This window comes from Sporosarcina gallistercoris (assembly GCF_014836415.1).
In the GTDB taxonomy this organism is placed as follows: domain Bacteria; phylum Bacillota; class Bacilli; order Bacillales_A; family Planococcaceae; genus Sporosarcina; species Sporosarcina gallistercoris.
On sequence record NZ_JACSQY010000006.1, the window covers coordinates 144,663 to 166,201 of the forward strand.

Annotated in this window: 23 protein-coding genes, 1 pseudogene and 1 riboswitch; of the genes and pseudogenes, 9 read left to right on the top strand and 15 right to left on the bottom strand. The window is 43.4% G+C overall.

Annotated features, from left to right (window positions below):
- Positions 1-19 precede the first annotated feature (19 nt).
- Genes H9659_RS09710 through H9659_RS09725 form a run of 4 tightly spaced genes read right to left on the bottom strand, consistent with a single transcriptional unit; the run spans position 20 to position 2,816 of the window.
- Positions 20-754 carry an ABC transporter ATP-binding protein gene (locus H9659_RS09710; RefSeq protein WP_191689909.1) on the bottom strand — a complete coding sequence of 245 codons (735 nt, stop codon included), beginning with the start codon at positions 752-754 and terminating at the stop codon, positions 20-22.
- On the bottom strand, positions 735-1,520 hold the full coding sequence (locus H9659_RS09715) for an ABC transporter permease (protein WP_191689911.1): 786 nt from the start codon (positions 1,518-1,520) through the stop codon (positions 735-737). The genes H9659_RS09710 and H9659_RS09715 overlap by 20 nt, the downstream gene beginning before the upstream one ends.
- On the bottom strand, positions 1,517-1,807 hold the full coding sequence (locus H9659_RS09720; protein WP_191689913.1) for a thiamine-binding protein: 291 nt from the start codon (positions 1,805-1,807) through the stop codon (positions 1,517-1,519). Before H9659_RS09720 ends, H9659_RS09715 begins: the two co-directional genes overlap by 4 nt.
- A gap of 13 nt (positions 1,808-1,820) precedes the next feature.
- Complete coding sequence (locus H9659_RS09725; protein WP_191689915.1) at positions 1,821-2,816, bottom strand: ABC transporter substrate-binding protein; 996 nt, start codon at positions 2,814-2,816, stop codon at positions 1,821-1,823.
- A gap of 79 nt (positions 2,817-2,895) precedes the next feature.
- Positions 2,896-3,001, bottom strand: a riboswitch (TPP riboswitch).
- A gap of 166 nt (positions 3,002-3,167) precedes the next feature.
- Here H9659_RS09725 and H9659_RS09730 point away from each other — a divergent pair.
- The gene (locus H9659_RS09730) at positions 3,168-3,887 is read left to right on the top strand and encodes a YebC/PmpR family DNA-binding transcriptional regulator (RefSeq protein ID WP_191689917.1); all 720 of its coding nucleotides are present in this window, start codon (positions 3,168-3,170) and stop codon (positions 3,885-3,887) included.
- A 49-nt stretch (positions 3,888-3,936) separates the two neighbouring features.
- On the opposite strand, the gene H9659_RS09735 is transcribed toward H9659_RS09730, so the two are convergent.
- On the bottom strand, positions 3,937-5,157 hold the full coding sequence (locus H9659_RS09735; protein ID WP_191689920.1) for a carboxylate--amine ligase: 1,221 nt from the start codon (positions 5,155-5,157) through the stop codon (positions 3,937-3,939).
- 188 nt (positions 5,158-5,345) lie between these two features.
- On the opposite strand from H9659_RS09735, the gene fbpA reads away from it, so the two are divergent.
- The 3 genes from fbpA to H9659_RS09750 all read left to right on the top strand — a co-directional run bounded on the left by fbpA (position 5,346) and on the right by H9659_RS09750 (position 8,262).
- A complete protein-coding gene (fbpA, locus tag H9659_RS09740) occupies positions 5,346-5,495 on the top strand; it encodes a Fur-regulated basic protein FbpA (protein ID WP_191689922.1) in 150 nt (49 codons plus the stop codon).
- Positions 5,496-5,570: 75 nt separating this feature from the next.
- Positions 5,571-7,040, top strand: a complete 1,470-nt coding sequence (locus H9659_RS09745; RefSeq protein WP_191689924.1) for an amidase family protein — start codon at positions 5,571-5,573, stop codon at positions 7,038-7,040.
- Positions 7,041-7,098: 58 nt separating this feature from the next.
- A complete protein-coding gene (locus tag H9659_RS09750; protein WP_191689926.1) occupies positions 7,099-8,262 on the top strand; it encodes a DEAD/DEAH box helicase in 1,164 nt (387 codons plus the stop codon).
- 594 nt (positions 8,263-8,856) lie between these two features.
- On the opposite strand, the pseudogene H9659_RS09755 reads toward H9659_RS09750, so the two are convergent.
- From H9659_RS09755 to H9659_RS09770, 4 genes and pseudogenes are all read right to left on the bottom strand, one after another.
- Positions 8,857-9,009, bottom strand: a pseudogene (locus tag H9659_RS09755) (IS5/IS1182 family transposase); the annotation flags it as partial.
- A 308-nt stretch (positions 9,010-9,317) separates the two neighbouring features.
- Positions 9,318-10,064, bottom strand: a complete 747-nt coding sequence (map, locus tag H9659_RS09760) for a type I methionyl aminopeptidase (protein ID WP_191689928.1) — start codon at positions 10,062-10,064, stop codon at positions 9,318-9,320.
- Positions 10,065-10,147: 83 nt separating this feature from the next.
- Complete coding sequence (locus H9659_RS09765) at positions 10,148-10,513, bottom strand: DUF4870 domain-containing protein (RefSeq protein WP_191689930.1); 366 nt, start codon at positions 10,511-10,513, stop codon at positions 10,148-10,150.
- 111 nt (positions 10,514-10,624) lie between these two features.
- Positions 10,625-11,359 (bottom strand): hypothetical protein, encoded by a 735-nt coding sequence (locus tag H9659_RS09770; RefSeq protein ID WP_191689932.1) that lies wholly within the window; start codon positions 11,357-11,359, stop codon positions 10,625-10,627.
- A gap of 210 nt (positions 11,360-11,569) precedes the next feature.
- Here H9659_RS09770 and H9659_RS09775 point away from each other — a divergent pair, with 210 nt between their 5' ends.
- Entirely contained in the window at positions 11,570-12,115 is a 546-nt protein-coding gene (locus H9659_RS09775) for a GNAT family N-acetyltransferase (protein ID WP_318240716.1), read from the top strand.
- Between the two features lie 139 nt (positions 12,116-12,254).
- Here the strand turns inward: H9659_RS09775 and H9659_RS09780 are convergent, their stop codons facing one another.
- From H9659_RS09780 to H9659_RS09790, 3 genes are all read right to left on the bottom strand, one after another.
- Positions 12,255-12,836, bottom strand: a complete 582-nt coding sequence (locus H9659_RS09780; RefSeq protein WP_191689936.1) for a beta-class carbonic anhydrase — start codon at positions 12,834-12,836, stop codon at positions 12,255-12,257.
- Between the two features lie 92 nt (positions 12,837-12,928).
- Positions 12,929-13,069: a hypothetical protein gene (locus H9659_RS09785; protein WP_191689938.1), complete on the bottom strand. Its 141-nt coding sequence runs from the start codon at positions 13,067-13,069 to the stop codon at positions 12,929-12,931.
- Between the two features lie 100 nt (positions 13,070-13,169).
- Positions 13,170-14,402 carry an aminopeptidase gene (locus tag H9659_RS09790; RefSeq protein WP_191689940.1) on the bottom strand — a complete coding sequence of 411 codons (1,233 nt, stop codon included), beginning with the start codon at positions 14,400-14,402 and terminating at the stop codon, positions 13,170-13,172.
- Positions 14,403-14,591: 189 nt separating this feature from the next.
- Here H9659_RS09790 and motA point away from each other — a divergent pair, with 189 nt between their 5' ends.
- Both motA and motB read left to right on the top strand, forming a co-directional pair.
- On the top strand, positions 14,592-15,407 hold the full coding sequence (motA, locus tag H9659_RS09795) for a flagellar motor stator protein MotA (RefSeq protein ID WP_191689942.1): 816 nt from the start codon (positions 14,592-14,594) through the stop codon (positions 15,405-15,407).
- Entirely contained in the window at positions 15,391-16,149 is a 759-nt protein-coding gene (motB, locus tag H9659_RS09800; protein WP_191689944.1) for a flagellar motor protein MotB, read from the top strand. Before motA ends, motB begins: the two co-directional genes overlap by 17 nt.
- A gap of 63 nt (positions 16,150-16,212) precedes the next feature.
- Here the strand turns inward: motB and H9659_RS09805 are convergent, their stop codons facing one another.
- Both H9659_RS09805 and H9659_RS09810 read right to left on the bottom strand, forming a co-directional pair.
- The gene (locus tag H9659_RS09805) at positions 16,213-16,434 is read right to left on the bottom strand and encodes a DUF1128 domain-containing protein (protein WP_191689947.1); all 222 of its coding nucleotides are present in this window, start codon (positions 16,432-16,434) and stop codon (positions 16,213-16,215) included.
- A 40-nt stretch (positions 16,435-16,474) separates the two neighbouring features.
- On the bottom strand, positions 16,475-17,851 hold the full coding sequence (locus H9659_RS09810; protein WP_191689949.1) for an alanine/glycine:cation symporter family protein: 1,377 nt from the start codon (positions 17,849-17,851) through the stop codon (positions 16,475-16,477).
- A gap of 241 nt (positions 17,852-18,092) precedes the next feature.
- Between H9659_RS09810 and H9659_RS09815 the strand changes: the two genes are divergently transcribed.
- Complete coding sequence (locus tag H9659_RS09815; RefSeq protein ID WP_191689951.1) at positions 18,093-18,458, top strand: YtxH domain-containing protein; 366 nt, start codon at positions 18,093-18,095, stop codon at positions 18,456-18,458.
- 27 nt (positions 18,459-18,485) lie between these two features.
- Positions 18,486-19,514, top strand: coding sequence for a YihY/virulence factor BrkB family protein (locus H9659_RS09820; protein WP_225217759.1), 1,029 nt, complete (start codon positions 18,486-18,488; stop codon positions 19,512-19,514).
- A gap of 16 nt (positions 19,515-19,530) precedes the next feature.
- Here the strand turns inward: H9659_RS09820 and H9659_RS09825 are convergent, their stop codons facing one another.
- Positions 19,531-21,435 carry a heavy metal translocating P-type ATPase gene (locus H9659_RS09825; RefSeq protein WP_191689953.1) on the bottom strand — a complete coding sequence of 635 codons (1,905 nt, stop codon included), beginning with the start codon at positions 21,433-21,435 and terminating at the stop codon, positions 19,531-19,533.
- Between the last annotated feature and the right edge of the window lie 104 nt (positions 21,436-21,539).

Consider the following 21,539-nt stretch of genomic DNA (forward strand, 5'->3'; position numbering starts at 1 on the left):
TCCTCATTATCAGCAGATATTATCCGCGCAATAAACTGTAGATTTCTCGCTTTAGTGCAAGAAAAGGGTCACTCAGCAATAACTCTTCAGAGCGGGGTCTGCTGAATGGAACGATAATCTCTTCTTTAACAACTGCAGGTTTTTCGGATAGTACGAGGATCCTGTCGGATAGGAATAGCGCTTCGTCAATATCGTGAGTAATGAAAAGGATCGACTTTCTGTTAGTTTCCCAAATCGACAAGAGCCATTGTTGCATTTCCAGCCTTGTGAATTCATCTAATGCGGAGAATGGCTCGTCCAGACAGATGATCGATTGCGGAGCATTCAGGCTGCGGATGAAAGAAACACGCTGTTTCATCCCTCCGGATAGTTCACTGGGATAGGCACCTTCGTAACCGGACAAACCTGCGTTTTTAATGAGCTCAAGCGTTTTAGTACGGTCAATTTTAGTACCTGCAATCTCCGCACTAACTTCAACATTTTGCACAACTGTCCTCCAAGGAAAAAGAGCAGGACTTTGTGGCATATAACTGATGTGTCCGCGGGAGTTATTCAGAACTGATCCGTCAAGAGAAATCTTGCCCTCGTCCGGTGAGTAGAGCCCACCAATGAGCTGGAAGATCGTACTTTTCCCGCTGCCTGAAGGTCCGACAATGGAAACGAACTCGCCTTCTTCCACAGACAATGTAATGTCTTGAAGCACGTGATTAGCGCCATATGATTTCGTTACATTTTCAAGAGTGAGTTGACCCATTCGACTCATTCCCTCCTTGTTTGCGCCAACGCAGGACGCTTTTTTCAGCAGCTGAAATAATTCCGAAATACGTTAAACTCAAAATCACGATTAGTACGATGGCAACGAAAACACGGTCGGTTTTGAACGAAGAGGAGGCGAGTGTCATATAGACACCGATTCCTTTGTTCGCACCGAGCCATTCAGAAATCACGGCACCCATGACGCTGTATGTTGCTGCAATTTTTAATCCTGAAAACAGCGAAGGTAAGGAATGGGGCCATTGCAATTTCCAGAAAATCTGGTGATTGCTTGCACCAATCATCTTCAAGTAGTGCAGCATATCACGATCCGTTTGTCTGAATCCATCCAGTGCAGCAATCGTTACTGGGAAAAAGCAAACAAGAACGATGACGATGACTTTCGGAAGCATGCCGAATCCGAACCAAATGACAAGAAGGGGAGCAAGTACGATCACCGGAATATTTTGCGATACAATCAGGAGCGGGTAAAACGCTTGCTGAAGGAACGGAATCCTGAATAGAAGAATGGCAACACCAATCCCCACAGTGATCCCTACAACATAGCCAGTTGCTGAAAGAGCGATTGTGGAAATGATATGGGAAGCGTACAGCGAATAGCCGGTGACTGCCTCTTCAGCGATTTGAGTAGGTAAAGGAAGCAGCCATGCTGGCACATTGAAGATCCGTGCAGCGCTTTCCCAGATCACGAGTAAAAGGATGAAGACCAGAAGCGGTCGCCATCCTTTGTTCACTGCTGATTTCATCTGTACTTCTCCGTTAGCTTTTCCATGGAAGCCCCTTGGGGATTGCTGTAGATCTTCACTTGTGAAATGACGCTAGGTGCTCCTAATTCCGTCATGCGGACATTCATCTTTTCGATAATGCTGAGCAAGTTCCCGAGTTCGCCTTCCATCGTTGTTTCAAGCGGTGCGACCCGATAAGGTACCCCGGATTGTTTAATCACTTCAATTGCTGCATCTACATACGGAATAACATCTTCGCCATTCGGGGTTTTGGGTATGATTTGAATACTTACAAGTGCATTAGCCATAATATTTTCCTCCTTAGTTCGGTAAAAACTCGTTTGTGAACGCTTCTTTTGCGTTGAATTCACCTTCGAGCAAGCCATTTTCATCCATCCATTCAGCATAAGCTTCCCAAGTTTCAAGTTGCTGTTCGCCGAAACGCGGGGCATCGTCTTGGTACTTAGGGGAGAGCCATAGCTGACTCTTCTTGACAAGCTCAGGATCGAGATCGGGCACTGCTTCAATCAGGATATCCGCAGCTTCTTCGGGATGGTCAATTGCAAACTGATAGCCTTTCGATACTGCAGCCACAAACGCTTTCACTTTTTCAGGATCTTTTGCAATGAGCTTTTCATTGGTCGTGATCACGGGTGTATAGTAGTCCAGTTTGTCAGAGTAGTCCTTCAAATATTGCATATTCAGGTCCATTCCACGCTGTTCAGCTTCAATACCTGTCCAGCCGTAGTATACCCAAGCGAGGTCGATATCACGTTGAATGGCCGTGAAGAAATCTGAGGAACCCATATTGATGAAGTTCACTTTACTAATGTCTGCCTGATCTTTTTCCATCAGCGATTTGACGACAGCTCGCTCAACAGGAGCTCCCCAGCCGCCATAATTTTTCCCTTCGAAGTCTTTCGGAGACTCGATGCCTTTTTCTTTTAGTGAAGCGAATCCAGAAGTGTTGTGTTGAATGATTGCGGCGATGGAAACGATTGGAATCCCTCCTGCACGTGCTTCTGTAAGAGCTTCTTGTGCACCGATACCAAACTCGGCTTTTCCGGAAGCGACGAGCTGATCGGCACCTGCTTCACCTGGAAGCATGATCTCCACATCGAGACCTTCGTCTTTGAAATATCCTTTTTGTTGAGCTACGTACAAACCGGTATGATTCGTATTTGGCGTCCAATCGAGAGCGAAATGGACTTTTTGAGCGGTTACACTCTCGTCACCGCTTTCCGTACTTGGTTGTTTGTCTGTGCCGCAAGCGCTCAAAAGTGATGCAGCAAACAGAACTGTGAGTATTCGTTTCAATGAAATTCCCCTCCTGGAGTTTCACACTGCAACAAAAAACGCGTACTCCCGATTTTCGGAAGTACGCGTCACATAATCATAATGAAATGAATATGTTCCCTCCGCTGGCGTTACCCAGATCAGGTTCAAAGGGTCTGCATGTCGCATGCATCTCAACCGGTTCTCCGGTACCCCTACATATTGTCAGTGATGAAGTTGTATGGTGTTCACCTATTACTTTGCCATACTTTTCTGTAAGTAGCAAGTCTCGTAGTTTCAGCCTTTTTTACTTTCCGCAATGAATTTACTCATGATATACTAAGAAAAGGATTTTACACTCTGATTCATCCAAACAGAAAGTGAGTGGTCACAATGGGCCGTAAGTGGAATAATATCAAAGAAAAGAAAGCGTCAAAAGATGCCAACACGAGCCGGATCTATGCAAAATTCGGTCGCGAAATATATGTAGCAGCAAAGCAAGGGGAGCCGGATCCGGAATCCAACCAAGCCCTTAAGATTGTTTTGGAACGTGCAAAGACGTACAGTGTTCCGAAAACCATCATTGAACGTGCAATCGAAAAAGCGAAAGGTGGCGGCGAAGAAAGTTACGATGAGCTTCGTTATGAAGGATTCGGACCGAATGGCTCGATGGTCATTGTGGATGCGTTAACGAACAACGTCAACCGGACGGCTTCGGAAGTACGTGCCGCATTTGGTAAAAACGGAGGGAACATGGGTGTGAGCGGCTCTGTTGCCTACATGTTCGATCATACTGCTGTTTTCGGAATCGAAGGGAAGTCAGCTGATGACGTCCTTGAATTGATGATGGAACACGATGTGGACGTCAATGATATTAGCGAAGAAGACGGGCAAGTATTCGTATATGCGGACCCGACAGCATTCCACGAAGTTCAAGAAGCATTCAAAGCTGAAGGGATCACAGATTTCACAGTCGCTGAACTGACAATGCTTGCACAAAATGACGTTGAGCTGGACTCGGCATCAGCAGAGCAGTTCGAAAAGATGATCGACGCAATCGAAGACCTCGAAGACGTTCAACAAGTCTACCATAACGTAGATCTTGGAGAATAATACAAAAAAGCGGCAAGAGCAATCCTACGCTCTCGTCGCTTTTTTGATGTCACCAATTATTATTTCTATACTTTTTATAATAATTCACTTGACGAAGGAACAAATAAAGCTTCCGCTTCAAATGCGTATCCCCTTTATAAAACAACGGATTTACATACTGCTTCTGTTTCAATAACCGCTTAATATCTCTCTTGACCGCTTTGTTCGTCACGAATTTCTTAAGTACAATCTTAGGTACCACTGTAAATAGGAAAGGCTTGTTGAGTAAGACAAGTGGCTTCTGCTTGTTATAAATCAGATCATCCACTAAATAACTCGCCATATTATGTCCAAGTGCAGTTGTATAGTAGCTGGAACGGCCTTGTCGGATATTCACTTCAAATACTTTGAACTTCTTATCACGAGGATCGTACTTCAAGTCGAAGTTGGCAAACCCTCTATATCCTACTGCTTCTAAGAAGTTTTTCAGCTTGTACATCATTTCTTCATTGTATCGTGTAATGACTGCTGTGTAGTTTCCGATTGCCGTCACGGTATGTTCTTGCAAAACAACTTGTGCAAATGTGACGAGCTGAGTTTGTCCATCTGAATTTGAATAGATGACGGAATCCCACATATACGTATCATCACCTGGGATGAAATCTTGAATGATGAGCTCCTCGTTATATCCACTCATCTTTACCGTTTCAATGACTTTATTCAACTCATCAAGGGAGTTCACTTTGTACACTTTCTGTTGACCTGCAAACTTATTTTGATTGTATACGACTGTATCGCTCGGCTTCACGATTACTGGATAATTCATATCTTCTTGGAAAGGTCCATCCACTTCGCAATCGTAGAAAAATGTTAATGGTGTATCAATACCATGTTCTTTACACAACTTATAGAAATGGGATTTAATCTGCAAATTATCCATGAGCTCACGATCGATATAGTTGAAAGTGAAGTGCTCTCTCAGCTGGTCGGCATGTTCAATGATGAGCCGGACATATAAATCATTCGTCCCGACAAGCAATAGTTCACGCCCGTCCGCTTTGTACTTATCTGCAATTTTAATCAGAATATCAGCAAACTTATTCTCATCAGAAAGCTCAGGATTGAGTTCAATTTTGTAAGGGATCGTACTGAGCTGAGTAAATGATAAAGGCTCTTTTCCGATCAATACAGGATTAATGCGATAAGCTTCGTGAAAAGATATCGCCATGTTGTATGCGTTCATATCTGTACCAACAATGATTGGTAAGAACGGAAGTTTTTTTGAATTCATTGTGTCCTCCTATATTGCAATGGAATTGTCGTTGTTAAAAGACCTACCCTCTATATTACATGGAATATGCTTTGGTATACAACAGTTAGCCTAGGAAAGAATATACTTAACAGGTTTACATTTTGAACCAAAAAGGAATAGAAAAATAGTTCCATTTCATAGGAGCATTTCAAGGAGGAACAAGCACCATGTTGAAAATCGAAGAAACAAAAATGGATATGAAGCGTGAGGATGTCATCCAGCGTTTGGTGGCACGAGGTATTTTCAAGATTGAAGGAAAACAACTTTATGAACTACCATTACTTCTATTAATGAAAGAATATTATAAGTACGTGTAATGTCGATTGCCGGTTGAGGAGATTTTCCTTAGCCGGTTTTGTAATAGTATTCAATTAGTGAGGAGAGAAATAGACATGGATGATAGTCAATCAATTCGCAGCCGAATCGAATGGGTGATCGAATCCGACATACCGACCATTCAACAAGCACTTGAGGAAGGGACACTCACCTCTGAAGAATTGGTATTGTTTTACTTGGATCGGATTGCAAGAGAAGGGCAGCAAACGAACGCCATTCTGGAGATCAACCCCCATGCCTTACAAATCGCCCAAGCACTTGACTTGGAAAGAAAGACAGCAGGAAAACGTTCTATGCTGCACGGTATCCCCATTTTGCTGAAGGATAATATGGATACAGGCGATGCCATGCATACGAGTGCAGGCAGTTTAGCATTGGAAAATCACTACGCTTCCCAAGATGCTTTTCTTGTCAAACAGCTTCGCAAGGCAGGAGTCATCATCCTCGGGAAAACCAATATGACAGAGTGGGCCAACTTCATGTCGGATGATATGCCGAACGGCTGGAGTTCTAGAGGAGGTCAAGTGCTTAATCCATATGGACAGTTCGAAGTGGGGGGATCCAGTTCAGGCTCTGCGGTAGCAATAAGTACTAATTTGGCAGTTGCATCAATTGGCACTGAAACAACCGGATCGATTATTCACCCAGCCGCGCAAAATGGAATCGTCGGACTGAAACCGACAGTTGGGGCAATCAGTCGAAGCGGTATCATCCCATTATCAGTGACTCAAGACACTGCAGGTCCGATGACACGAACAGTGACGGATGCTGCACTCGTTTTTGAAGCGTTAATCGGAAAAGATTTGGATGACCCGATAACGATCCACTCAGAAAAATATGAGTCTATAAATTGGCTGGATCTGTTGGACAAGGAAGCCTTAAAAGGAGTACGCATAGGTATCCCGAGTTCAATATTCAGAAATGAAGTGACTGAGGAGCGGATGCAATTATTCAAAGATTCATTAACTTCTTTAGAAAAAACCGGTGCACGGATCATTCCCGATATCGATCTAGGTACAAAAGAAAGCGAGTTAGGGTATGATGTCCTGTTACATGAGTGTAAAGCTTCCCTAAATCATTACTTAGGAAAAACAGCGGAAACAAATCCTATCCGATCCATAGAGGATGTAATAAAGTTTAACAACGACCATCCCGACCTGACATTACGATATGGACAAGAACTGCTCAAAAATATTAATGATCGAAGCGGTACACTGACCGAACTAGCTTACATTGAAGCATTGCTGCGCAATCGACACTTGGCAAAGAAAGTGGCACTCGGGGAGGCATTGGAACAAAATGGCGTCGATATTTTGGCGTTTCCTCAAGATCACGGCTGCAGTTTTGAAGCGGCTGCTGGTTATCCGGCCATAACTGTTCCTGCAGGAGTGACAAAAGCGGGTGAGCCATTCGGTTTGACGTTTACAGGGCCTGCCTTTTCGGAACCTTCGTTACTTGGGTACGCTTACGCTTTTGAACAACAAGTGCAAGCACGTCGGGAGCCAAGAGCAGCGCAGAAGAAATAAGCAAGCTGATCACAATCTGTGGTAAACTGAGAGGAAGAGAGCGAAAGTGGGGATGGAAATGTCCTTTTTAGAAGGAATGAGTCAAGAAGTTAAAGAAAAATGGAATTTTGAAAACGTGATGCCGATACAGGAACAAATGATACCTGAAATGTTGAACGGTCGTGATGTTGTAGCGGAGTCTCCCACAGGTTCAGGGAAAACGCTTGCGTATGTCTTGCCATTGCTCGAACTAGCGGATGGAACGAAACAGCAAACTCAAGTTCTTATCATGACCCCCTCTCAGGAATTGTCCATGCAGATTGTAAATGTGATTCGTGAGTGGACGGCTGGGACTCAAATTACAGTCACGCAACTGATTGGCGGCGCAAATATGCAACGCCAAATCGAAAAGTTGAAAAAGAAACCAACGATTGTCGTCGGAACGCCAGGACGACTCGCAGAGTTGATCAAAAACAAGAAACTGAAAATGGGAGAAATCCGTCATATCATTCTCGATGAAGGCGATCAGCTGCTATCACGTGAAAATCGTGTAGCAGTGAAAAATATGATTGAGTCTGCACATTCAACACGGCAAGTAGCCGTTGTATCCGCAACGATTACTGAAGAAATTGAGGACGTTGCAATTCGATTCATGAACGACCCGGTTCGTTTGAAGGTGACTGCAGAGGAAATGCCTGAATCAGGAAAAGTCGTTCACTCTTATGTAAAGACGGAAGTACGTGATAAGACGGACCTATTACGCGGTTTGTCCCACGTTCAGGGTCTCCGAGCATTGGCATTCATTAACAATGTGGATCAGTTGCGGATGAAAGAAATGAAACTTCAATATGAAGATGCCCCTGTTGCTGTGCTCTATTCGGATATGAATAAGTTCGAGCGACAAGAAACGCTGGATAAGTTCCGTAAAGGAGATATCCGAATCCTTATTGCAACTGACCTGGCAGCGCGCGGTTTGGATATTGATGGTCTCACGCATGTCATCCACGTCAACGTTCCACATACTGTCGAACAATATGTGCACCGATCTGGAAGAACAGGACGTGCAGGATCTGACGGAGAAGTTCTTACATTATTGTCCTACCCTGAAGAACGGGATTACCGGAAGCTTGCCAAAGGGTACAAGCCTGTTCAAAAAGTATGGCATGGCGGTAAGCTGATTGAAGGGAACTCTAAGACGGTAAGCGGTCAAAAATCGTCACCCCCTAAAAAGAAGAAAAAATAAAAAACGTACGCCATGACTCTCATGGCGTACGTCAGACTGTAGACAAAAGGGTTGGGAATCAATTTGATTCCCCCCTTTTGTCTTTTTTGCATCGTTGACTCTGAAAATGAAAGCTAACAGGCCGTTGATCTCCGTTCCGGACGGGCGCTTTCCGGGGGCTTGCCCTCAGCCAATCGAACGACGAAGAGTTCGATTTGCCGTATTTTAGTGAACTTCGCTAAAATTAAGGCATCATTAATCCTCCTCGCTTTGCTCAGTCCGGTTTTTTTTGAAAACACGTGCTCCTAACGCTTCGCTTTTACTCGCAAAAGCCGTTCTTCGTTACGGCTTTCGCTGATCCCCAGGAGTCGCCGTCCTGCACTTCAATCAACTGAATTTCCCATGAGACATTTACATCTTTCAAGCAAAGAATGCAGTTTGCGGACTCCTTGTCCATCTATCAAGACTAACTAGATGTAACTGAAGACTTGAGAAACCGATATGAAATCAAAGAAGTCTATGGAAATGTAAAGAGACGGTTGAACGCGTCCTCGCCGATGCTAAGGAGAAGCATAGTACGCGATGGACAACCCCAAATGCGCTTAGTGTATTGAATTTATTGAGTACAACAGTATCTATACTAGGTCTCCCGTATATCGAATACAGTCTTTCAACCAATGGATAAGTGAAGGGAAAATCAATCGCTGCATTTAATTTACGAACGAGATGTTCTTGCGGAACTAACTGTTCAATCGTAAGCACTTCCATCTGTTCCTGTTAATTAACTTGATTCTTCCTCAACACTTCCATCACCTCATTTGATAGTTGGGAGATTCTGTTGATTGTAGCGGAGAGCGGCGACTCCGGAGGGATCAGCGAAGCTCGAAGACCCTGGACTGAGCAACGCGAGGGAAGCGGCTGAGAGCAAGCCCCTCGGAAAGCGTCCGCTCGCAGCGGAAATCAACTTTTCATTGTTAATTCCATTGAAAAAGAAAAAAGACTGTAGGCAAGCCCCATCATTTCTGGAGTTTGTCTACAGTCTGGCGCCATGACTCTTACGGCGTACGTTTTTATGGTTAAAGTTCTGTCAAAATGATTGGCTGGTCTTTCGTGACGATAATCGTATGTTCGATTTGTGCCACGAGTGACTTATCAGGAGTGATGAATGTCCAACCGTCGCCTTCTTCAATAATGTGCTCAGCTTTCTCCGAGATGAAAGGCTCAACAGCGATGACCATACCTTCCTTCATGATGGTAGGTTCCCAAGCATCGTAATAATTCAGCACATGCTGGGGTTCTTCATGTAGAGAAGTCCCGATGCCATGACCTGTAAGGTTCTTGATCACGTATAGTCCATTGTCTTTCGCTTCGCGTTCTACGGCTTTACCGATTTGGTTGAGACGTGAACCGGCTTTCACTTTTGTCATTGCCCGATCAAATGCATTTTTTGCAGTGTCACATAACTTCTGCTTCGCTTCATCAGCGGTCCCAAGAACAAATGAAATACCAGTATCCGCAAAGTAACCCCCACAAGAACCCGAGACATCAATATTGATGAGATCTCCATCTTTGAGGACTCGTTTGCCTGGAATTCCGTGAGCCACTTCATGATTGACACTGATGCACGTATAACCAGGGAAATCATATTGGTCGATCGGTGCAGAAACCGCCCCTTTTTCAGCGAAAAGTTTCCCTCCGAGTTCGTCAAGCTCCTTTGTCGTCATACCAGGCGCTGCTGCAGCTTTCATTTCTTCACGAATTTCGGCTACAATTTTGCCGATTTTTCGCAACGCAGCAATTTCTTCTTCTGTGTTTGCAATCATGTGAAATCCTTCTTTCTGTACTTTCTTTGTCATGTTTAACTATACCACATTTAAAGATGACGACCCGAGAAGACGATTTGAGGTTATTTAAAAACTTTTACACCTTGCACCACATTCCAGACAAGGACTATCACAAACAAAAAGCTATACAACATCATGAAAAGTATAGGGGCCGCTCCCCAAAATCCTATGGAGTTAAAAGGAGCTGACATACTTGTAGTACGCAGAAATTCGTTTGAAGTTTGGCGGATTGAAAAGAACTGGAAAAAAGAGATCAGACTTGCAGCAACCAAGAGAACAGTCGGAATGAGATGTGAGATGAGAGCGCGTTTGGAATGGTGTTTGACATCTTGATTATCAGCTACCATCCAAACGATAAAAGGCAATAACAAAGGCGCGAAGAACACACTGAAGTAACTGAGTGAAGATAATAATTTAGAGTTATCCAAAATAAAGTCCCCTTCTAAAAAAGTCATTATACACAGTATTGCCAAATGGAAGCCTAAAAGCACAACAAGTTTAACTCATCACGAAAAACGTCGTTTTAGCAACCGTAGATGCTAAAACGACGTCTCTTTCATTTTTCTTTCAGAAGTTGATGGTGCAAATATGAACATGCCCAAGATCATAATGACGATTAAAAAGAGCGTGGATAAAGTTACGAACAGTTCTTCAAAACGAATATTCACAATGATTCCTAAAAATACCCAAATGAAGATCGTGCTAATGATCCAATCACGATAATGATAGTTGAAGTGCAATGCAATGGCTGTAAGAATTGTTAAATTAATAATCGTCCATAGAACGGAACTGAGACCCAAACGGTTCCATTCATCCAATACAAGTAAGTAGTTGGCATTCATGACAAAACTGACAACGGTCCACGAAAACAGCAATGCGATTGGAACACGCTCTCCCCAATCGTTTTCCTTCTTTGGGTAAGAACGGTACAACGCAAAGAGCGAGAACGCCGCAACCAGCGTTGAAAGACAAGCCCATCCAAAGTAGCCATAATGCCAAAATGGAAACCATGCAGCATTTGTTACGCAAGCGATGATGAAAAAGACAATTCGTTTTACTGAATGTGAATGGTTGGAATGGAATTGAACAATCCAGTAAGCGAGAAATAGAAAAATAACGGGTCTTACTAAAAAAGTGAAATCTGCAGGCATAAGGAGAATCGGAAGTTTATGGGCTATTTCTATTGTAGTCATCCCGTTAAGCAGTGTTGAGTTTGAAATTGTAAGTGCAGTTGCTAGTAGAAGAAAAACAAAAGCTAAAATCATTTTTTTCATGAAATATCCTCCTGATAACAGTATACTAGTAAATAGGAAGCTATAAAAAAGCAATTATGAAGTTTTCGCAACAATTCTTCTGTTTTTTGTAGGTATAGAGCAGTTGTTTCAGGGAAGAACATGGTATACTATTCAAAATGATTACATAAACATGTACGTACGATTAAGAAAATGGAATGGCTAACGACCCGTACAAAGGTGGAATTGAGCGTGATACTACTTGAAGGAACAACATGCTATTTACGCATATTAACTGAAGAAGACGCTGTGATTTTCACAGAAATGGTTTCGCGGAACAAAGAGTATTGGACGGTTTTCGAACCACGCCACGATGCCAGCTATTATACAGTACCTATGCAAAGGGAGAAAATACGGGAATCGCTTTATCAAATGAGGGACCGCCGTGAGTATAATTTCGGTATTTTTGATAGCGAAACGAGCAAATTGGTTGGACAAATTTCGCTCTACAGCATAAAACGGCTTCCTTTTTCAAGTGGTTTTGTAGGATATTCAATTGACCATACTTTTGCTGGGAAAGGGTACGGGACGGAAGCCCTTGAAATTGTGACCAAATTCGCATTCGAAACCGCTGGCTTGCACCGAGTGGAAGCGTATGTATCCCCTCGGAACGTTGCCTCCATCCGAGTACTTGAAAAATCGAAGTTTGACTGTGAAGGGCTGCATCGGAAATTATTATACATTAATGGTGTTTGGGAAGATCATTATATGTATGCCCAACTTGAAGACGATTATTGAAAGGGTAAGACCGCATGGCGATTTTTGAAAAGTCGCTTTCGGATTTGGCTTCACTAATAAAAAACACATTTCCACGTGCTTCTGCAAGCACAATGGAAATGTGTTTTTTATTGTCTATTTCCCGGGAAATAAAACGGAATCAGTCGTTTTTTGCAGAAACTTTCGAATAACCATCTTCGATAATATCTAGTTTTCCGGTCTCGGGATGTATGACAAGACCATGCACAGGAACGGTTTTATCCATTAACGGATGGTGACGAACTGCATCGACACTCTGTTTAACACTAGCAGTCACATCTTTGAATCCATGTAACCAACCTTTAAGGTCAACTCCTGAATAAGCAAGTGTGTCAAAGAGGTCACGGTCAATCCCTCGATCAACCATTTTGTTGATAATTGAGTCTGTATCAATGGAGCTCATTCCGCAATCATAGTGACCGATAATGTATACTTCATCCGCCTGTAACTCATAGACAGCGATAAGCAGACTGCGCATGATACTACCGAAAGGATGAGCAACGAGTGCACCAGCACTTTTAACAATTTTCGCGTCTCCGTTTTTCAGGTTCATAGCACTTGGCAGGAGTTCTGTAAGACGGGTATCCATACAAGTCAGGATTACAATTCGTTTGTTCGGGAATTTTGTTGTTGCATATTTTTCATACTGTTGCTCTTTTACAAATTGTTCGTTATGTTCCAATATAGTTGAAAGAATTGTCATGTAAAATCCCCCGTTATGAATAGTGTATAGAGAAAAAGGGCGCCAGTTGGCAGCCCTTTTAATACTCTCAAGAATCCTTTGCAGGATAAAGGTCAGTAGGTGACATCCGGTTTCGGATCAATCACTTCAGAATCGTGCGACACTAAAGAATCATTCATGTAATGAATCATGAACATCGCAGCTGCACCGAAGGTAACTGCAAAACCGAGGATAGTAACGATAAGTAAGGCCATTATTAGTCTCCTCTCTATTGATAATCAGTGACTGCCACCATTATACCTCATTTACATGAAAAGATTAAGAGCTTACATGAACTTTATAAAGAATTCAAAGTTAGAATGCCCAAGTCCCTTTTCGGAAGACGGGTTCAACTGTTCCATCGGCAAGGATTCCGTCAATGTCCATCTCACCGGACCCGACCATGAAATCGACGTGAGTGATACTTTGGTTCAAACCATTTTGTTCGAGTTCTTTGCGGCTCATTTCTTTTCCGCCATCTAGGTTAAATGCATACGCGCTGCCGATTGCTAAGTGATTCGACGCATTTTCATCAAAAAGTGTGTTATAGAATAATAGTCCTGATGCTGAAATAGGGGACTCGTGTGGGACAAGGGCAACTTCACCCAAATATTTTGCACCTTCATCCGCTTCAATCATATTTTTCAACACGTCTTGCCCTTGACCAGCAACGATATCTATAATCTTTCCATCTTTGAAAGTGATCTTGAAATCATCGATGATTGTTCCGCCATAACTCAATGGCTTTGTACTTGAAACCACGCCGTTCACGCCCGTTTTTAACGGAGCTGTAAACACTTCTTCAGTTGGCATATTGGCCATGAACGTTGCGCCGTCTGCGTTGACACTGCCAGCGCCGCACCACGTATGCTTTTCCGGTAATTCAATCGTCAGGTCAGTGCCTGGAGCTGTATAGTGCAGTTTGTGGTAATGCTTGTTATTCAGATAATCCACTTTTTCATGTAACTTCTGATTATGCTGTTCCCATTCGGTTACAGGATCGGTAGTGTTTGCCCGTACAGCTTTGAAAATAGCATTCCAAAGGGCAGGCACTTGTTCCGCTTCTGGTAAGTCCGGGAAGACGAGGGAAGCCCAATCAGCTGAAGGGGCGGCAACGACTGTCCAACTGAATTTGTCTGCCTGCATCATTTGACGGAACCCGTCGAGAGCTTGTCCGCTCGCTTTTTGAGCATCACGGATTCGTGAAGGATCAACATTTTTGAATAAGTCAGGACTTTGAGAAACAATGCTCATAAAGGCAGTTCCTTTTTTTGCAAGTTCCTCACGCTCTGCAACTTTCCAAGAAGGGAATTCCGTGAACGAATCTGCTGGTGCTTGTTCGTAACGGATCCGTGATACAACATCGTCGCTCCAGTCGACAAATACTTGTCGGGCACCTGCTGCATAAGCCTTTTCGACGATGATTCGGACAAATTCAAGAACGTCTGTAGAAGCACTTATAAAAAGACTTTGGTCCGGTTGGATATTTACGCCGACCTTCACAGCAAGTTCAGCGTAATGTTGTAATTGTTGCTCAAATGTATTCAATAGATTCATTCCCCTTTCACAATGTAAACTAATAGTACCAATTCCGATTTGAAAAGTGCAAAAAGAAAGACTTGAATCCGCTTACAAGGAAGAAAGAAAAGATTACCGAGATTTCTCGACCGGATTCTCTAAAGAAAACTCAATTTATGACGAAATAAATAGAAGAATGAAAGACATGGAGGTCTTTGCATGGATTTATCAACGGTGTTTGGTTTAATAATCGGTGTCGTAGCATTAGTGGTCGGCATGTTTTTAAAAGGTGCGGCACTCTCAAGCCTGATTAACCCCGCGGCTATTTTGATTATTATATTTGGTACGATAGCTTCGGTTGTCATCGCATTTCCGATGAATGAAATTAAACGTGTCCCTAGACTTTTCGGGGTGATCTTTAAAGAGCAGAAATTATCTTCTGATGCAGATATTATTCGAATGTTTTCTTCATGGGCTGATGTCGCAAGAAGAGAAGGACTTCTTTCACTCGAAGCACAAACAGATTCAATCGAGGATCCTTTCTTGAAAAATGGACTTGGTCTTGCGATCGATGGTCAAAATGCGGATTATATTCGAGATGTTCTCGGTGAAGAAGTGGACGCGATGGCAGATAGGCATAGTGCAGGTTCTCTGATTTTCTCTCAAGCGGGTACGTATGCACCTACGCTCGGTGTACTCGGAGCGGTTATTGGTCTGATTGCTGCACTAGGGGATATGAATGATATCGAAAAACTGGGACATGCCATTTCGGCAGCGTTCATCGCTACCTTACTAGGTATTTTTACAGGATATGTGCTTTGGCATCCATTTGCAAACAAACTGAAGCGCAAGTCCGCAGAAGAGGTACGACAGAAGAATATGATGATCGAGGGCATCCTTTCTGTATTGGAAGGAGAAGCTCCTCGCGTCATAGAACAGAAGTTATCTTCTTATCTATCCATGGAGGAACGTCGCAAGCTTGCTAATGCAGATCCGAAAGGCAAGGAGGCGGGAGAAGTTGCCGAAGAAGCGTAAGCGCAAAAGAGATGATGGTCACGTCGACGAATCCTGGCTTTTACCCTATTCCGACTTGTTAACATTGCTACTTGCCCTGTTCATCGTGTTGTTTGCTTCGAGCTCTATTGATGAGGCGAAGTTCAGTCAAATCTCATCAGTGTTTAGTGAGGTTTTTGATGGAGGTAAAGGGGTGATGGATAGTTCTTCTCCAACTACTGTCCCTGTACCGCAAGAAGATGCAGGTGCAGGGAATGAAAATTCATCCTATTTAGAGGACCAGCGATCTCTTGGTGAGATTCAAGAAAATCTTGAGAACTATATAGCTGAGAATGAACTGGAAGGCCAGTTTGACACAAAACTCACTGAAGAAGGATTACTGGTCACTATACGTGACAGTGTTCTGTTCAACACAGGCAGTGCCGAGATTGACACGCAATATCGTTCGGTTGCAGCGGATATTGCGAAGTTACTTGTATTTGAAAAGCCTAGGCAAATCGTAATTGCAGGTCATACGGATAACGTACCTATGGTGAGCGGCCAGTATAAATCGAACTGGGAGCTCAGCGTCATGCGGGCGGTCAATTTCCTATCGATCATCGCTGAAAATGACAAAGTGGATCCGATGACGTTCAGTGCAAAAGGGTACGGTGAATTCCGTCCGATTGCCCCGAATGATACAGAAGCTAACCGAGCTAAAAACAGACGGGTTGAAGTCTTGATCCAACCGCTTGTATTAAAAGACGGGTCAGCATTTGAATAATTCCCATACAAAAAGCGACTCCCGTTACAAAGGGGTCGCTTTTTGTATGTTTCCTTATCGTAATCATCCGCGAAGCGAACCGAGTTCTGCCACAATGGCCTGCATCTCGTTCGGAGTAATCGTATCACGCTTCATGACCATTTCATAAATGTAATGGAGATCTTCGTATTTTGATGTGCTGAAGTTCTCGGACTTCATCGCATCCACATTCACCATGCGAAGTTTTTCTTTGATTTGATTAATCATATACGCAACATTTTCAGGAGTTGGTTGAGTTAAGTCCATAGTTTTTCCGCCTTTCGCAATCTAGGACTTAATCATTCCATTATTTAGACTTACTGTCAACAGGAAGACCTGTTTTCAGACGTTTCTCTTCCTGGATTTTTGCTTGGAAACGTTTAGACTCCATTACAATGACACCAGACAAGCCGAGAAGGCCGATAAGGTTCGGAATTGCCATTAGACCGTTGAGAACGTCCGCAAGTGTCCACACAACGTCGAGGGAAGCTGTAGCTCCAACGAAAATGAAAAGTACGAAAATGACGCGGTAACCGAATACAGCCTTTGGATTCGGGAATAAGTATTGGAAGCATTTCTCTCCATAATAACTCCATCCTAAAATGGTGGAGGAAGCAAAGAAGATGAGTCCGATTGTAACAATGATCGGTCCGGCTCCGCCGAGGAATGTGCCGAACGCTTCACCAGTCAAAGCGCCTTTGTCGATGCCTTTGTTCCATTGACCAGACATGACAATCGTTACACCAGTGATTGAACAGATGATCAATGTATCAAAGAGTACTTGCGTCATGGAAATAAGCGCTTGACGTCCCGGCATATCTGTCTTTGCTGCTGCTGCAGCAATTGGTGCAGATCCGAGACCAGCTTCGTTTGAGAAAAGTCCGCGTGCTACTCCAAAACGGATGACTGTACCAATTGCTCCACCTGCAAGTGCTTGACCAGAAAATGCATCGCTGAAAATGAGACCGAATGCAGCCGGAACCAAGTCGAAGTTCAGAATAATGATAATAGCACCAGCAATGAAATAGAAAAGTGCCATAATCGGTACAAAGAATGCTGTGACTCGCCCGATTGACTTGATACCGCCTAATATGACAAGGGCTCCAAAAATGACGAGCGCGATTCCTGTAACCCAGAAAGGTACGTTGAACGAGCTGTTCATAGCGTCTGCAATGGCTTTGGATTGCGTTCCGTTACCAATACCGAACGCTGCAAATGCGCCAAAGATAGCAAAGAGGACACCTAGCCATTTTTGTTTAAGGCCGTGTTCCAAATAATACATCGGTCCGCCGGCCATTTGGCCATTGGCATCTTTCACACGGTATTTAACTGCCAAAATCGCTTCTCCATATTTTGTTGCCATTCCGAATAATCCTGCAACCCACATCCAGAATATGGCGCCTGGACCACCAGTAGCAACAGCACTGGCAACCCCTACGATGTTACCGACACCGACAGTTGCAGCCATAGCTGTCATCAGCGCCTGGAATTGAGAGATGTCGCCATCAGCTTTTTTATCATGATTCCTGGAAAACACTTGTTTCAAAGAATAAGGCAATAATCGGATCTGAATGAAAGTAAGTCGGAAAGTTAAAAATATCCCCGTTCCGACAAGTAAGATCAGCAATGGCGGTCCCCAAATGATATCGCTCATCTTTCCTAAAATTGCTTGTACTTGTTCCATCCCAATTCCCCCCTTGTTGTTTGACCAACTATATGTTTGTAAGTACGTAGAAAGAAGTAGTCACCTCCTATGAGAAGAAAGATTCAAACTAATGTAACTAGTTCGTGTTATTAAGTACTAATATTGCGAAACTTCTGTGCATACGTCAAGTACTTTTTTTAGCCAGACAGATTTGTTTGTTTTTTACTTACTCGGGTATAATACGGTAAGCAATTAAGTAATTTAAATGGAGGTAATTTTAATGGGGAATAGTAAACTTGGTAAATTCATATTTCTAGGCGCTTTGCTTGGTGGCGCAGCTGCACTGCTCGATCGTTCCACGCGTGATTCTTTGATGGGCACTTCGAAAAAGGCGGCAAATGAAATTTCGTATTACGCAAAGAATCCGGAAAACTTGAAACAAAAATTGGTAGATCAGAAAGACAAATTCCAAGCTGCTTATGAACAATTATCCGGTGATGTATCTTACATCAAGGAACAAGTTGAAGAACTTAAAGCGCTGACACCACAGGTGAAGGAATTGGTAACGGACACGAAGGAGACGTTCGCAGATTCGAAGGAAGAGTATGAAACCATTATTAAGGATTCGCAAACAGCCACCTCATAAGGCATGAAGTGAGAGGAGTGAAACGTTTTGAAAGAAGACAAAAACAACTTGTCCGATGGGTCGCCTTCACTTAAAAAGGCCCATCAGGACAAACCGTACATAAACGAACTATCGCATCGTTCCAATGAGGATGGTAACAAATTTTCGGATTCGAAAGTAGGCAGTTTTGTCACAGATATCCAAGAAGGGGACATACATACATTCGACGTGACTACAAAAGAAGGTTTTTTGAAAGAATTGATCTTGCGCATTAAAACAGTCGATGTATCGGGGCTTGGTGCTGAACTCTCCTACTTCTTCCTGCTTTCCATGTTTCCGATGCTCATTTTCCTTTTCACATTATTGCCGTATTTGAATTTGGATCAGGATCAGGTCATGCTCTTTATAAGGGATTACGCACCGGCAGAAGTGGCATCCATGATCAGTGATGTACTTGACCAAGTGCTGACGAATAAAAATGGAGGACTGTTGTCTGTTGGTATTCTAGCAACTCTTTGGTCAGCTTCCAAAGGGATGAATGCACTGACAAAAGCGTTGAACCGTTCCTATTTTAAAGAGGACTCCCGATCATTTGTTGTCCAGCGGGGAATGTCGATTGTCTTTACGGTCATGCTTGTGCTTGTAGTAGTAGTGGCTCTCGCTTTACCTGTCTTTGGAGAACAGATCGGTTCAGTCGTCTTTTCCTATCTAGGATTTGAAGATGGTTTCAATACGTTGTGGAATCAGTTGCGTTTCATCATACCGCCTGTGTTAATTGCAGTCGTTTTCACACTCATTTATTGGTTAGTGCCTGATGTGAAGCTACCGTTTAAAACGGCACTCCCTGGAGCTTTGTTTGCAACGATAGGTTGGATAATTACTACTCTCGGATTCTCATTTTACGTTTCCAATTTCGGAAACTATGCAAATACGTATGGCAGTATCGGAACGATCATCATTCTTATGTTATGGCTCTATTTCTCAGCCATCATTCTCATGATTGGCGGGCAAATCAATGCCGTCATGAAAGAGCGGGCAGAACGGATTAAACAAATAAAAAGCAATGCCACGGTGTAATCCGCAGCATTGCTTTTTACTTTGTTGTATTGAGCATTCGTAATCCATTTAAGATGACAAGAATCGTGCTTCCTTCATGACCGATTACCCCTAGCGGTAAATCCACGACTTGCATGAAGTTGGATATGATGAGCATCGCGATGACGAGAATCGAGAAGAATACATTCTGTTTTACAATACGCTGCATTTTTCTCGATAATTTGATTGTGTAGGGGAGCTTCGTCAAGTCATTTTTCATGAGAACCACATCTGCTGTTTCCAATGCGACGTCTGTTCCTTCACCCATCGAAATTCCACTTGTTGCTGTAGCGAGCGCAGGTGCATCATTAATGCCGTCTCCCACCATACCGACCGCTCCGTATTGCTCCATCAATTCCTTCACTTTCTTCACTTTCATATCTGGAAGACAGTTGGCTGTATAAGAATCGATCCCGGCTTGGGAAGCAATCGCTTTTGCAGTTTTTTCATTATCTCCCGTCAGCATAATTGTTTTCAAACCAGCCTTTTTAAGCTCTTGGATCGCTTCTATCGCCTCAGGTCGGAGGACGTCTTGTAGTGCGGCCGCGGCTAGAATCCCTTCCTGATCTTTAATGAATAGAATCGTTTTACCTTCTTCAGCAAAAGCAAAGGCGGATCCATTATGAAATGCTTTAGCTTCTTCGATTCCGACAAATCGCGGACTACCAACGATCACTTCGCCTTCAGGCGGAAATGCCCGCAAGCCGTTACCTGGAACTTCTTCAATATCGAAGTCACGTCGCATCGGAACTTCTTGAGTGAGGGCGTATGCTGTAATGGCAGTCGCTAATGGATGATTCGAACGAGACTCGATACCTGCTAAAAGGGACAATGCGTCTGCGACAGAAGCACCTTCACGTACGATGAAATCCGTCACTACAGGTTTGCCCGTCGTTAACGTCCCGGTTTTATCAAACACAATGGCCTTTAGTGAGCTTAAATGTTCCAGATGAATGCCGCCTTTGAATAAGACGCCGCGCTTTGCTCCATTAGAGACAGCAGCGAGAGTAGCAGGCATGATGGATGCTACAAGAGCGCATGGAGAGGCAACAACGAGAAGGACGATAGCCCGATAGAATGTTGTTGTCCAGTCCCAACCGAATACAAAGTGAGGTAAGAACATCATAAGGGCAACAGTAAGGAGTACAACCTTGACGTAGCTGCCTTCGAATCGTTCGATGAACTGCTGAGAAGGAGACTTTTCACTTTGTGCGTTTTGCACCATCGTAATAATCTTTTGAAACAACGACTCACTGCTTGGCTTTGTCATTTCCATTTCGATGACACCGCTAATATTTACCGTACCTGCAAATAATTCATCATCCGCACGCTTATCAGCAGGAACGGATTCGCCGTTAATGGCGGACATATCGACAGACGTACTGCCTTTTCGTACAATCCCATCGACTGGAATCCGTTCACCCGGTTTAACGAGCAAGCGGTCACCAACTGTCAGGGAGGCAGTCGGCACATTCACTTCAGAACCGTCGTCCTGAATGAGCCAGGCTTCTTCAGGCTGCAACTCCATGAGGGAAGAAATTTCTTTATGGCTTTTATTCATTGTATACGTTTCAAGCGCACCGCTTAACGCGAAGATGAAAATCAGGATGGCCCCTTCAGCCCAATAACCGATAATAGCTGAACCGACCGCTGCAAGGATCATTAGCATTTCCACATTCAATTCTTTGTTTTTAATGGTTTCTTCGATTCCTTCTTTTGCTTTGGCATACCCTCCAATCAAAAAAGCCGTTACATACAAACCGATTGAAAAGAGTTCAGCCCCGTTTTTACCGCTTAACCAAGCTGCTAAAATGAGGATTCCCGAGAGAATAGCTAATGCGAGTTCAATATGTTCTTTCCAGTCCGCTGATTTTGGCAGTTCACTGTTTGCATGCGTTGTCATAATACCCCTCCTAATTGAGAATGAATTTCACTTTCATTTACCTTATAAAAGTCACAAAGTCGGATTCCATGGGGGAATCCGACTTAAATAATATCTGTTACTAC

What these genes read in the sequence shown, in the direction of transcription:
- H9659_RS09710 (WP_191689909.1), bottom strand. Translation starts at nt 754, where the DNA reads ATGGGTCAACTCACTCTTGAAAATGTAACGAAATCATATGGCGCTAAT.
- H9659_RS09715 (WP_191689911.1), bottom strand. Translation starts at nt 1,520, where the DNA reads ATGAAATCAGCAGTGAACAAAGGATGGCGACCGCTTCTGGTCTTCATC.
- H9659_RS09720 (WP_191689913.1), bottom strand. Translation starts at nt 1,807, where the DNA reads ATGGCTAATGCACTTGTAAGTATTCAAATCATACCCAAAACCCCGAAT.
- H9659_RS09730 (WP_191689917.1), top strand. Translation starts at nt 3,168, where the DNA reads ATGGGCCGTAAGTGGAATAATATCAAAGAAAAGAAAGCGTCAAAAGAT.
- H9659_RS09735 (WP_191689920.1), bottom strand. Translation starts at nt 5,157, where the DNA reads ATGAATTCAAAAAAACTTCCGTTCTTACCAATCATTGTTGGTACAGAT.
- fbpA (WP_191689922.1), top strand. Translation starts at nt 5,346, where the DNA reads ATGTTGAAAATCGAAGAAACAAAAATGGATATGAAGCGTGAGGATGTC.
- H9659_RS09745 (WP_191689924.1), top strand. Translation starts at nt 5,571, where the DNA reads ATGGATGATAGTCAATCAATTCGCAGCCGAATCGAATGGGTGATCGAA.
- H9659_RS09750 (WP_191689926.1), top strand. Translation starts at nt 7,099, where the DNA reads ATGTCCTTTTTAGAAGGAATGAGTCAAGAAGTTAAAGAAAAATGGAAT.
- map (WP_191689928.1), bottom strand. Translation starts at nt 10,064, where the DNA reads ATGATTGCAAACACAGAAGAAGAAATTGCTGCGTTGCGAAAAATCGGC.
- H9659_RS09770 (WP_191689932.1), bottom strand. Translation starts at nt 11,359, where the DNA reads ATGAAAAAAATGATTTTAGCTTTTGTTTTTCTTCTACTAGCAACTGCA.
- H9659_RS09780 (WP_191689936.1), bottom strand. Translation starts at nt 12,836, where the DNA reads ATGACAATTCTTTCAACTATATTGGAACATAACGAACAATTTGTAAAA.
- H9659_RS09785 (WP_191689938.1), bottom strand. Translation starts at nt 13,069, where the DNA reads ATGGCCTTACTTATCGTTACTATCCTCGGTTTTGCAGTTACCTTCGGT.
- motA (WP_191689942.1), top strand. Translation starts at nt 14,592, where the DNA reads ATGGATTTATCAACGGTGTTTGGTTTAATAATCGGTGTCGTAGCATTA.
- H9659_RS09805 (WP_191689947.1), bottom strand. Translation starts at nt 16,434, where the DNA reads ATGGACTTAACTCAACCAACTCCTGAAAATGTTGCGTATATGATTAAT.
- H9659_RS09810 (WP_191689949.1), bottom strand. Translation starts at nt 17,851, where the DNA reads ATGGAACAAGTACAAGCAATTTTAGGAAAGATGAGCGATATCATTTGG.
- H9659_RS09815 (WP_191689951.1), top strand. Translation starts at nt 18,093, where the DNA reads ATGGGGAATAGTAAACTTGGTAAATTCATATTTCTAGGCGCTTTGCTT.
- H9659_RS09825 (WP_191689953.1), bottom strand. Translation starts at nt 21,435, where the DNA reads ATGACAACGCATGCAAACAGTGAACTGCCAAAATCAGCGGACTGGAAA.